At 42.2% G+C, this 12,811-nt stretch carries 10 protein-coding genes and 1 pseudogene; 2 read left to right on the top strand and 9 right to left on the bottom strand.

Annotated features, from left to right (window positions below):
• Positions 1–611, top strand: a 611-nt coding sequence (locus M9899_04335) for a hypothetical protein (protein ID MCO5113386.1), incomplete at its 5' end; no start/stop codon positions are given.
• 142 nt (positions 612–753) lie between these two features.
• Positions 754–2,352, top strand: coding sequence for a VCBS repeat-containing protein (locus tag M9899_04330; protein ID MCO5113385.1), 1,599 nt, complete (start codon positions 754–756; stop codon positions 2,350–2,352).
• A 280-nt stretch (positions 2,353–2,632) separates the two neighbouring features.
• Here M9899_04330 and M9899_04325 read toward each other — a convergent pair whose 3' ends face one another.
• The 9 genes and pseudogenes from M9899_04325 to M9899_04285 all read right to left on the bottom strand — a co-directional run bounded on the left by M9899_04325 (position 2,633) and on the right by M9899_04285 (position 12,613).
• A complete protein-coding gene (locus M9899_04325; GenBank protein ID MCO5113384.1) occupies positions 2,633–3,085 on the bottom strand; it encodes a YbjQ family protein in 453 nt (150 codons plus the stop codon).
• Entirely contained in the window at positions 3,082–3,396 is a 315-nt protein-coding gene (locus tag M9899_04320) for a YbjQ family protein (GenBank protein ID MCO5113383.1), read from the bottom strand. The genes M9899_04325 and M9899_04320 overlap by 4 nt, the downstream gene beginning before the upstream one ends.
• 121 nt (positions 3,397–3,517) lie before the next feature.
• Positions 3,518–3,712: a hypothetical protein gene (locus M9899_04315; GenBank protein MCO5113382.1), complete on the bottom strand. Its 195-nt coding sequence runs from the start codon at positions 3,710–3,712 to the stop codon at positions 3,518–3,520.
• A gap of 266 nt (positions 3,713–3,978) precedes the next feature.
• A pseudogene (gene katG, locus M9899_04310) lies at positions 3,979–6,084 on the bottom strand (catalase/peroxidase HPI).
• A gap of 635 nt (positions 6,085–6,719) precedes the next feature.
• Positions 6,720–9,398, bottom strand: a complete 2,679-nt coding sequence (acnA, locus tag M9899_04305; protein ID MCO5113381.1) for an aconitate hydratase AcnA — start codon at positions 9,396–9,398, stop codon at positions 6,720–6,722.
• Between the two features lie 179 nt (positions 9,399–9,577).
• Entirely contained in the window at positions 9,578–10,450 is an 873-nt protein-coding gene (locus M9899_04300) for a hypothetical protein (protein MCO5113380.1), read from the bottom strand.
• A 385-nt stretch (positions 10,451–10,835) separates the two neighbouring features.
• A complete protein-coding gene (locus M9899_04295; protein MCO5113379.1) occupies positions 10,836–11,381 on the bottom strand; it encodes a 6-carboxytetrahydropterin synthase in 546 nt (181 codons plus the stop codon).
• Positions 11,378–11,857: a 6-carboxytetrahydropterin synthase gene (locus tag M9899_04290; GenBank protein MCO5113378.1), complete on the bottom strand. Its 480-nt coding sequence runs from the start codon at positions 11,855–11,857 to the stop codon at positions 11,378–11,380. The genes M9899_04295 and M9899_04290 overlap by 4 nt, the downstream gene beginning before the upstream one ends.
• A 150-nt stretch (positions 11,858–12,007) precedes the next feature.
• Positions 12,008–12,613 (bottom strand): porin family protein, encoded by a 606-nt coding sequence (locus tag M9899_04285; protein ID MCO5113377.1) that lies wholly within the window; start codon positions 12,611–12,613, stop codon positions 12,008–12,010.
• Positions 12,614–12,811 lie beyond the last annotated feature (198 nt).

Here is a 12,811-nt window from a genome sequence, read left to right as displayed (position 1 = left end):
AACAAGCCATAGACACCGTAACAGAAGCTGAGGCTGTCGAAAATAAAGCAAAGCCCAAGGTAGATTTGGTTTTTATTGTGGATGACTCAGGAAGCATGAACTCACACCGTCAAAATGTGTCCAATAATTTACCGAAACTTTTTGATCAATATAAGGATACAGATTTAAACTTTTTAGGACTCACTTCATCTTGGGTAAATACTTTACAATACTTTGATACTCGACAAGCCAGCTCTCCCTATGACATTGGCCTGCTAGTCGTCACACAACTCAGAACTGATGGAGACTATACTGAAAAGTACTTCTCCTCTATTTTAGGTGCCCTGAATAATGCCAACTGGTCAGGTTTTCTTCGTCAGGACTCTGAACTTGTAATACTTATTGTTGGTGATGCCGAAGATCAAAGCCCAATTGATGCTGGGGAGTTTTTAGTTTCACTCACACAATATAAACCCCTTAAAGACATCAAGGTCAATGCTGTGCTCCCCTTAAGTAAACCTTGTGCTTACGACACCGAACCTTCCTTTGCCAAGATATTAAGTGCTGTACAGATCACTGGAGGGGCTTCATACACTCTATGCGGTACAGATTGGTCGTCATTTACAATGTAGCCGCTACGCAACTCTTTTGAAGTTTTCAGGCAACAACTTCAGAACAGTTTATCAAAAGTTCTCATTCTGCTACAGACGCCCCCATATAAATTCATCACTGTTAGATGATATACCGCTAAGTTTTTAGGGTGGGGGTGCTAGAATGAGAGATTCATTGTCTGCTTTATTAGATCATAAATACTTTAAAACCATCAGCACCCTTTCGCTTTTATTTCTAACTTTGTTTGGCTTTCAAAACTGTACTGGTTTTTTTGCAGGAACAGAATTTAGCTCAAAAAAACCTATCGAAGAGGTCATTCCATTTTGTGTGGATATCACTGCCAATAACTTCAATCCTAAACTCACTCATAATTTTAATACTTTTACAATGCTGCCTGACTACAATCAGGTGATGTCATCTCCAGTTGTAGGCGATCTTAACGGTGACGGTTATCCTGAAATTGGCTTTGTCACTTTTAATAAAAATGGTGCCTACGCAGCCGAAGGGGTTCTTAGAATCATTGATGGATACAGCAAACGCGAGTATCTGACTATCGGGGGTGCAAATTCTCCTAATGCTCCTTTTGCCAGTATCTCTCCTCTTTTTATTGATATTGATGGCAATGGACTAGGCGAAATCGTTTATGTCAGTGCTGATAGAAAGTCCATCATTGCCATTCATCATAATGGTTTGTCTCGTTGGAGACACGAACTCACTGACCCTTATGTATGTTACTCTGGTCTAGCCGCAGCAGATCTAAATGGTGATGGCAAAGCCGAGATCATCGCACAAAACGAAGTTTTATTTGAAAACAAACGGGCTAACAATAAATTAGGTGTTACAAGCCTTACTTACAAATCCACTAAAGGCGGATGCTCACACTTTGCATCTAACTTAAGTAATAACGATAAAGGTTTACCCATCATCTCTTCACAAGGTGTGTATGAATTCCAAGATGGACGCTTTGTAGAAAGATTTGCAGTTAAAGATATCAAATGTGGTGGAAACTGCCATGTGTCTGTGGCGAACTTAAACCCGAACTACCCTGGCAAAGAACTTGTCTTCACAGGAAGCGAAGCCTTTAGAATTTACAGCAGCAGTGGGCAGATTTTAGCAGATAAAAACTTAACAGAGCATTATCCTGATGACAGTTGTGGAACTAAAGGTGTCGGAGGTGGTGTCGCCACCATTGGTAACTTTGACTCTGACCCAAACACCACAGAGATTGCTATTGCCACAGGAAAGTCTCTGACCATCTTTGATTGGAGAGGAAATAAAATTGCAGGAAGCAGAACCAATGACTGCTCTTCGCTTGTTACGGGCGTGACCTCCTTTGACTTTAATGGCGATGGAATTCCTGAAATTCTTTATGGGGACGAAGACTTTTTTAGAGTTTACGCCATCACTCCAGGAAACAGTAACTTAAAAGTCATCTGGGAAATTGTAAATACCAGCGGAACCTTACATGAATACCCTGTAGTGGCAGACTTAAACAGAGACTGGAGTCCAGAGATCATTGTAGTATCTAACAATTATGCTTCAAAGCACCAAGCTGAAGGTACGAATGGTTTAAGAATCTTCTCTGCCGCTGAAGGCGAAGGTGTATGGATGCCCACAAGAGAAGTCTGGAACCAGCACAACTATTTTATTTCTAATGTAACAGACAAATTGCGAGCTACGTCTTTCACTGGCCACTCCGACGAAGTCAGCAAGAACTTCCGACGCAACTTACCTGGGGACGATATTAAGTGTAAGCCCTAAAGCCGTGACACATTGCTAAGATATCAAAGTCTTTCTTAAGAACTTTTATTTCCAAGACTTCCTTCTTAAATCCATATCTCCATAGGAGCAGACACGCCCATCCATGGGCTCTGCCAGCATTTGCCCTTTGGGCAAAGCGCGTCCCACTTGCTGGAGGTCTGCTCCTATGGAGATATGGATTTAAGAAGGAAGTCTTGGAAATAAAAGTTCTTAAGAAAGACTTTGATATCTCAGCAATGTGAGTCTTGTGAGCACTGAATGTCGAATGACGATAAAAGGTTTAGTTTGGGATTAAGGCTGTGGCGTAGCAAAATACTTCTACGGAAAAACTTTGGCCCTTGTTGTTTTCGCCAGAAAATCCAACAGATGAAGTGTCGATGCGAACATGGACTAATTCTGTTGCACCTAATGCTTTCGCCTGTTCTTTAGCTCTTAATACTGCTTCACGGCGAGCACGTTCCATTAAAGTTTCATAAACTTTAATTCGTCCACCAAATAGGGCCACAATTCCAGCAATAAATGCTTTAAAAGCATCTTGGGCCACAACCACACTGCCAGAAACTAAAACTCCTTGGACATCCGTGAAGACTTCTTTTTTGCCTGTATTTCGTGCAGGTATCTTCCCCAATCTCTTTTCTCTGAGAGCTAAATCCTGAAGATGCTTATCTTCATTCCATTTGCCAAAGATGTAACCTGCAAAAAGTATTAAAAAGAAAAATAAAAGAATACTCATAGGACTTTAACTGCCGTTCCATACGCAAAGATTTCTGCGGCACCCGCTGCAATTGAAGATGTAGAAAAACGTACATTCACAATCGCATTCGCCCCTTGTGCTTGGGCCGCTTGAATCATACGCTGCATGGCTTCTTCACGAGACTCATTCAAAAGTTCAGTGTAACCCTTAAGCTCACCGCCAAAGACATTCTTGATTCCCGCCATAATGTCGCGCCCCACATGCTTCGCTCTCACGCTACTGCCCTGCACAAGCCCCACAACACTTTCAATCTGCTTCCCTGGTATGGTTTCAATATTACTCAAATACATAAATGACCTCTTTTAGAACCTAGAATATATCCACAAGTCTCTATGATCAATCATAAAAAAACCCAAGGGCGAACCCTTGGGCCTAATCTTGTGGACACCTCAACTGGGTCCTTGCTACTGATTAAACTACAGAACCCCATCGGCTATAATTTAGTTTTTTTGCAATCTTTTTTTCTATCTTGGATACTTTTTCTTTACGAGCTTCTTCCTTTAGAAAATTAACAATTCTTTTACTAAGTGGTCGTCTATAAATTTGCTCAAATCTTTTAGCAGATTCTCGAGGTCCACCCTTTCGTCCCATTTTAAGTTTTGACATAATCTTATCCTTTTTAGCCACACCAAGTTTAGCATGGTTTTCTTTGGTTACAACACATTGAAATTACTGCTATTTTTATAACATCCACTTTTTGCTATAACCCTATTGATGATTCCGATGCTAAGACATTTGATTTCAAATTAAGCTTTCAAAGGAATTTAAAAATTTAACGCTAATTTAAACTACGATCATAAAGACAGCACAAACAACAAAGCCCGCAGCACATAGGCCACGGGCTTTTAGTTTTTAAGATTAGAAAAGTAAAATTACTTTATGTCAAAACGATCTAACATCATCACTTTGTTCCAAGCGTTGATAAAGTCGCGTACGAATTTTTGTTTGCCATCTTCTGAAGCATAAATTTCAGCAACAGCGCGCAGTTCAGAATGAGAGCCAAAGATCAAATCCACAGGTGTAGCAGTCCACTTCACCTCGTCAGTTTTTCTGTCCAAGCCTTCGTATAAACCTTCGGTTTGTGACTTCTGCCACTTTGTGGACATGTCTAACAGGTTCACAAAGAAACTGTTATTCAACTGACCTGGGGTCATCGTTAAAACACCGTGTTTGGTTTCACCAGTGTTGGCATTCAGAACACGCATTCCACCGACTAGAACTGTCATTTCAGGAACAGTAAGATTTAACATATAAGCACGATCCACCAAAGCTTCTGCAGGAGAAAGAACATTACCCTCACTATAGAAGTTACGGAAAGCATCAGCCTTAGGTTCTAAAACATCAAACGAAGACGCATCTGTTTGTTCTGCCGAGGCATCCATACGCCCTGGTGTGAAAGGCACTTTTTCATTAAAGCCCGCATCTTTAGCCGCTTTTTCAATCGCAGCGCTTCCACCTAAAACAATAAGGTCTGCCAGTGATACTTTCTTACCCGATCTTTGGAATTCACTTTGAATGCCCTCAAGTGTGGCTAAAACTTTAGTCAGCTCTTGGGGGTGATTTACGGGCCAATCTTTTTGTGGAGCCAAGCGAATACGTGCACCATTGGCACCGCCACGCAAGTCCGTTCCACGAAATGTCGCCGCAGAAGCCCACGCCGTACGTACCAATTCAGAAACTGTCAGTCCCGAATTTAAAATTTTATTTTTAAGACCCGCTATATCACTCGCACCAATTAAAGCATGATTGACAGCAGGGATAGGGTCTTGCCAGATGAAGTTCTCTTTTGGAACTTCAGAACCTAAATATAAATTACGTGGTCCCATATCACGGTGAGTGAGCTTAAACCAAGCCTTAGCAAAAGCAGCTTCAAACTCTTTAGGATTATCTAAAAAGCGCTTACTGATCTTTCCATACTCGGGGTCCATTTTAAGTGCAATATCCGTAGTAAACATAATGATTGTATTACGTTTATCTTTAACATGAGCGTCAGGCGACATGTTTTCACCTTTTTTGTCTTTAGGAATCCACTGAATCGCTCCCGCAGGGCTTTTGGACTTTTCCCATTCAAAAGCATAAAGCCACGTAAGGTATTCATGCGTCCAACGAGTTGGATTTGTCGTCCAGGCCCCTTCAAGACCACTTGTGAGCGCATCTTTACCTTTGCCCGTACCGCATTTGTTTTTCCAACCTAAACCTTGCTCTTCTAGAGGTGCTCCTGCTGGCTCAGCTTCAAGACAATCTGCTTTCACAGCACCATGGGCTTTCCCAAAGGTGTGGCCTCCAGCAATTAAGGCAACCGTTTCTTCGTCATTCATAGCCATACGACCGAAGGTGTCGCGAATGTCTTTGGCAGCTAATAAAGGATCGGGATTACCATTGGGTCCTTCAGGATTGACATAGATAAGGCCCATTTGCACAGCAGCAAGAGGTCTTTCTAATTTTCTGTCCCCACTATACCTTTTATCATCCAACCATTTTCTTTCAGGTCCCCAGTACACTACGTCAGCTTCCCAGTCATCCATACGACCACCAGCAAAACCAATAGTTTTAAAACCCATGGATTCTAAAGCCACATTTCCTGTCAAAGCTATTAAATCAGCCCATGAAATTTTATTTCCATACTTTTGTTTTACAGGCCAAAGTAAGCGACGGGCTTTATCTAAACTGACGTTATCAGGCCAACTGTTTAGAGGTTCGAAGCGCTGTTGACCACCGCCACCGCCGCCTCGGCCATCAGTCACACGATAAGTACCTACGCTATGCCATGCCATTCTGATAAAGAAAGGTCCATAATTTCCCCAGTCCGCGGGCCACCATTCTTGGGAGGTGGTCATGACTTTTTCAATATCTGCTTTTACGGCTTTAAGATCTAGTTTTTGGAATTCTTTTGCATAATCAAAATTTTTATCTAAGGGATTTGATTTTTCGCTATGCTGTCTTAATGGTGAAAGATCTAATCTTTCTGGCCACCAAAATTGATTCGACATAGACCCTTTAGTGTCTTCTGATTTTTCATTTAATTTTTGCTGAATGCCCTTCGAACAGCCAAATAAAGAAAAAGCCAACAAAATTGCCGCACTTCTCCTGAGCTTTGTGTTTATCATAATGATTCTCTCCTATTTGTGTGTATTTCCTTATAGAATTTTTAAAAAATGTAGCATTTCACATACCACTTAAAATTATTCAAACACTAAGCTTAAACAAAAAACAAAACATCATCTAGTCTTTGTAGACACAAAATTTGCAGCATCACAACTTTTATAGGCCTAGGCTACTATGATTTCTTAATATAGGTAAAATATATATAATCTATTATGAAATAGAATTTTTATATGCAAAAGACCGCCACTTCACTCAATTCATCCAGTAATAAGGACACAGGCAGTTGTTAGTTTGGGAGGCTTTGACATATCCCTTTCAATAGGCACGCCCATCCATGGCTCTGCCAGTATTTGCCCTGCGGGCAAAACGCGTCACGCTTACTGGAGGCCAATTGTAAGAGGGATATGTCTTATAAGACCTCCCAAACAACAACGCCGCCCCACATCCCCGTCAAAAAAAAGAGCCCCAAAAGAGACTCTTTTTGGTAAACAAAATTTAAACGATGATTTTATTTAGAAATCAATTGGCGGATAGTAGCATGTAAGATTCCACCGTTGGTGTAGTTCTCGAGATCATCTAAGGTATCCAAACGCGACTTCACTTTAAAAGTTTCTACACTTCCATCTTTACGGGTCATTTCCACGCTCAATGTTTGCTGGGGTTTAAGTCCATTTGTAAGACCTAAAATATTAAAGGTTTCATCGCCTGTGATTTTATAAGTCACACGGGAATTGCCGTCGACAAATTCTAAAGGAATCACGCCCATGCCCACCAAGTTAGAGCGGTGAATACGCTCGAAGCTTTCGGCAATCACAGCTTTGACACCTAATAAGAAAGTTCCTTTTGCGGCCCAGTCTCTAGAGCTTCCTGTGCCGTACTCTTTGCCTGCAATGACCACTAGAGGTGTATTGGTCTCTTTGTATCTCATCGCCGCATCGTAAATGGGCATCAGTTCACCTGTAGGGATGAACTTTGTGAATCCACCAACAACTTCTATCATTTCGTTTTTTATACGAATGTTGGCGAAAGTTCCGCGCATCATCACCTCATGGTTACCACGACGTGACCCGTAAGAGTTAAAATCCTTTACCGCCACATTATTGTTTTGCAAATACAATCCCGCAGGACTGTCCGCTTTAATATTACCTGCAGGTGAAATGTGATCTGTAGTGACACTGTCTCCAAGTACGGCTAGCACATTGGCACCCATCACATTGTTCACAGTTTTTGGAGCCTCTTTTGTCAAACCTTCAAAGTAAGGTGGGTTTTGCACATACGTGCTGCTGTCATCCCATGAGTAGGTTTCAGATCCTGTAACATGCAAGTCCTGCCACTGTTTAGGCCCTAAAAACACGTCGGCATATCTTTCCTTAAACATTTCCACAGACACATGCTTCTCAATCACGGCGTTGACTTCCGCTGGTGTAGGCCAAATGTCTTTTAAGAAAACAGGATTTCCATCTTTATCAAAATCAAGGGCTTCAGTAGTTAAATTTTTAGTCACTGTACCCGCTAAAGCATACGCTACAACCAGTGGAGGTGAAGCCAAATAGTTCGCCTGAACTTGTGGTGAGATACGTCCTTCAAAGTTTCTATTTCCTGAAAGCACAGAACATGTGACTAGGTCATTGCTCTCGATGGCCTCAATGATATTGTCTGCAAGAGGGCCAGAGTTACCAATACAGGTCGTACATCCAAACCCTACAATGTTAAATCCCAGTTGATCCAAGTAAGGCTGCAATCCTGATTTAGACAAGTATTCACTGACCACCTGAGACCCTGGAGCTAAAGAGGTCTTCACCCAAGGTTTGCTCTTCAAACCTTTTTCAGCCGCCTTTTTAGCCACAAGACCTGCCGCCACCATCACCGAAGGGTTAGACGTATTAGTGCAACTCGTGATCGCAGCAATCACCACATCCCCTGTACTTAACGAGTGGCTTGCACCCTTAACAGGAACTGTTTTGACTCCAGGTTTATTGTAAATAGTTTTTAAGGACTCTTCAAAAGCCGTTTCTACTTTAGTCAACTCAATACGGTCCTGAGGACGTTTAGGTCCTGCTAAACTTGGAACAACATCACTGAGGTTTAAAGTGAGTTTATGCGAGAACTCAGGAGTTTTTCCATCCTCTCTCCACATGCCTTGCACTTGAGCGTATTGCTTCACAAGCTCTACTTGTCTTTCATCACGGCCTGTAATTTTTAAATATTTAAGAGTCTCTTCATCAATGGGGAAGAAACCACAAGTGGCACCATATTCTGGCGCCATGTTGGCAATGGTCAATCTGTTAGATACAGAAAGCTGAGACAGTCCATCACCACAGAACTCTACAAACTTACCTACCACACCCAACTGTCTTAACATCTGAGTCACAGTCAGTACGAGGTCTGTAGCAGTGGCTCCCTCAGGAAGTTGCCCTGTCAGTTCAAAACCCACCACTTCAGGAATTAAAATGTAGGTTGGTTTTCCAAGCATGGCCGCTTCGGCTTCAATACCTCCAACACCCCAACCTAGAACAGCAAGACCGTTGACCATAGTGGTGTGGCTGTCTGTTCCAAACAGAGTATCAGGAAAGAATTGATTTTCGCCGTTCACATTTCGGGAGGTCACAACATCAGCTAGGTACTCACAGTTCACCTGATGACAGATCCCTGTGCCAGGAGGCACCACACGGAAATTGTTAAAAGCCTTTTGTCCCCACTTTAAAAATTCGTATCTTTCGGCGTTTCTTTCAAATTCGATGTCCATGTTCTTTTCATAAGAATCACTGGTTCCAAAAAAATCCACCATCACCGAGTGGTCAATCACAAGGTCCACAGGCACAAGAGGATTGATCACTTTAGGGTCACCACCAAGGGCCTTAACACCCTCTCGCATCGCTGCAAGGTCCACAACCCCTGGAACACCAGTGAAGTCCTGCATCAGCACCCGACTAGGATAAAACGGAATTTCAAAGCCTCCCGCATCTTGAGGCGTCCACGCCACTAAGGAGCTGACATGAGCCGCTGTGACTTCAGGGTGATGAATGTTTCTTAACAAGTTTTCTAATAAAACTTTTAACGAGAATGGCATTTTTGAAATGTCACCTAAAGACTTCACCACTCCGAGATCAAAATACACCCCGCTAAGGCCGTTCACACTCAAGTTCTTCTTAGCGCCTGAAAATTCACTCATGCTCCACTCCTTCATTTGTTTTTAGGTATATAAGGAATCTAGCACAAAAAAATACAAATGAGGGCCCCTGTAGGCCCTCAGTCAAGCGGCGTCATAAATGAAACTTTAATGACAATGGTTCTTAAAAAATAAAGGGCTCTCTTAAATGAAAGCCCTTAGTCCAAACATTTAAGACGTTAATTCTACGCCCTGCCTTATTGAGTCCCGTAATCCAAGTTTTGACGGTTGTACTCAGCAGGAGTTTTCACGCGTTTGCCGAAAAGGTAACCAAAGTAACCCACGTCTTCAATGCCTGCTCCGTACTCTGCCGCTAAACCTTCAAGTTTAGAAATCTCGGCCTCATAGGCAGAAAGGTCTGGGTTGTCATTACCTTGAGCTTTTGCCTCAGCTCTTCTGTCTTCAAGAGTCTTTTTAGCTTGAGCCAGACGCGATTGAACATTTTTAAACTTTTGTTCATGCTCAGCTTTGTGCTTGTTGTAAAAGCTTAAGCCAATTAAACCAATGGCAGCCACACCCAAGCCTGCTAAAACCCACGGGTTAGTCAAAAAGGCGTCTGCCTCTTCAGTGTGCATTAAAATGCCTAGTAAACCAAAACTGGCGTTGTTAGAAGAGAAAACACTCACATTGTCACCTGTTTTCACAGAAGATTTGATCACTTCTTGAACTTTAGGCTGCCAGACTTCAGTCTTAGAGGCCTCTTCATAAGTAAATGGAGTGCCATTGAGTGTGAAAGCCACATTGTTTTTATTTATCCATTTATAAACAATCTTCACATCACCACTTTGCATCGTAAATGTGTCTTTGGTGTGCGAGATCTTGTCTATTTTTACTTTTTTAACTCTAGAGTCTTTCACTGACTTTAACAGAGCTTCGACCTCTCCCGTACTGAAAAAGGGTTCGACGGCTGCAATCAGCTTATCAACTCTCACGTTTTTTGTCATAGACATGGCCTTCTCAGAGGCCTTGTCTCTTTTGCTCGTAGGCTCTGGAACATACGTCCATGCGCCAAAAGCGGATTGGAATGAAAATACTGTTGCAAACAAAGTCATGACCAATTTAGACTTCATCTTTGGCCTCCCCATACATGATATAGTGTATCGGAATGACATATTCGCAACTTTACTAAATTTTTCTCAAAAAATCTCAAAATGAGACAATAATCAAAGATATTTCCCCTTCCCTAATAATGCCCCAAGAGCACCCGCCCTCTAGCTCTAGGTCCTTTTATATTCCTACGTAAATTTAAAACCTCCTTATCTATAAGAACATTTAAAATTCAAGCATCTATTTTAAAGCAGACCTCCAGCAAGCGGACGCGTTTTGCCCCACAGGGGCAAATGCTGGCAGAGCCCATAGATGGGCGCGTCTGCTTTAAAATAGATGCTTGAATTTTAAATGTTCTTATAGATAAGGAGGTTTTAAATTTACGTAGGAATATAAAAGGACCTAGAGCTAGAGGGTCGCGGATTGGGGTTGGGGGTCTCCGAAGATGCTGCGACTTGTGGGGTCGTTGTTGGCCCACCAGTTGCTCGACTTTAGACTGAGATTGAGTTTACTAATAAAGTCTTCTAATTCCGTATTGTAAAATTCGATGGAATTCGTAGGCGTCTCCTCAATCAAAACTGAAAAAGGACGTACGGGTAAAGATTCGCATAAGGCAGTGGCTTTAAGAAAAAATAAACCTGCGATGACTTCCGTTGTGGGGTCTCCTGGAAAGGGAAGACTTCTTAGGTTGGGAATGTGTTGTTTTAAAGCTGGTAAAATAGGATCATCACTATTGTGAAAAAAAGAATGATCTACTGTTTCCATGATAAATTGCTTCCAGTCTTTTTTAAGTAGGAAAAAGTCCTCTACCATGTTGTTTTCACCCATGTCTTCAGTGGCACCCATAAGATTAAGAGTGGCATACCATGTGTGACCATGAGGGGTCGCACAAGCATGGTCTGAATGCACAAAACGATGGGCAGCTTCAAATCTGTATTTAAATGACAGTCTCATACTCTTACTTCCTTGCCATAAATGGCCTCTTGTCCATGGGTCTCACGCACAGTGATCTCTAAATGCTCAATGGTCGGTGACAATTCTTTAATCAGCCTTTGCCAAAACCACTGGGCTAAATTTTCACACGTCACGTTTGAAATGTCTAACAGCCGCACGTCTTCTTTAGGAAACAGATACTGTTTGCTGTTCCACAGCACTTCAACCTGATCTTTAATTTCTGAAATTTTTAAATGCGGATTTTGAGTGGGCACCAGTACATATTCATCTAACTCTTGAGAAATTTTATAACTCGCCGCTTTAAGGTCTTCCATAGAGGCCGCAAACCCCAACGAGTCCACATCACTCACCCGCACTTCTAAACTCACATAGTAATTATGGCCATGCAGACGCTCTGCCTGAGTCTCACTGAAAATAGTAAAGTGAGCTACAGAAAATTTAATGCGATCCTTAGTGATTTTAAGTCGAAAAGCCATAGGGCTTAACTAGCATAAGCCCTATGGGATTGCAAAAGCATTGTGGAGCTAGGTTTGCACGGCCTCCCTAGCTCCACACAGATGGGGATAAAGCAAGAAAGCAGGCATGAGAGGAAAAGACCGTGTTTCCCTCATACCCCTGAAATCCTTTTAAAAATTGTATTTTAAACCTAAAAGCATCGAGGTGTTTTTATAATTAAAACGTTCACCCCATGCTCCCGACGTGCCACTCAAACGAAGGTTGTCTGTGACGAGATGTCGTAATTCAAAAGACACATCAAAACGCGGGCTGACTGCCGTTTCCGCACCTACGATGTACTGCCTAGCCAACTGCGATCCATCCGCAAAATTCCCCGTAAGGTCATCTGTCATTTCCACACCTAAAACTCCAAAACCCATTCCAATAAAGCCACGGTGATGAAGTCCAATGGGAATATTAAAAAGTCCATTTACGCCCAACATGCCTGCTGACACTTCTCCCATGGCGGGCGTTCCGTTCACATAATCTAAGTCTACGGTTCTTGAACTGAATTCTAATTCCGTTACAAAATACTGTCCCCAGTTCATGCCCACAGAAAACATCAAAGACCCCAGCATTGAACCTTGATAGTCCACACTGCCACCCATAAAAGAGTTTGACCCTTGATGAGTTCCCCCGAGGGCCCCCTTAAGGTAAAGCCCTTGCGCTGATGCTGACCAGGAGAACAGCAAAATGAAACTTAAAACAATAGATTGATTTACGATAAACTTACTCATCTGGACACCTCCAAAGTTGTGTTAAGGAGGAAACCTTAAAAGAAGTAAAAAGTTTCGTAAGCACTACTTTTTAAGCATTTTAGAGCTGAACTGCAATTAAAACACTTTAAGGGGGCTTACTCAGATTTGCTCTTCTATTTCCTCCCTCCATTTCGTGACAGACACGCCCCTCCGTGGGCTCTGCCAGCATTTGCCCCT

The organism is Pseudobdellovibrionaceae bacterium (assembly GCA_023954155.1).
Taxonomy (GTDB): Bacteria; Bdellovibrionota; Bdellovibrionia; order Bdellovibrionales; family UBA1609; genus JAMLIO01.
Note: the sequence above shows the minus strand (reverse complement) of the source record. Positions and strands in the feature narration are given on the sequence as shown.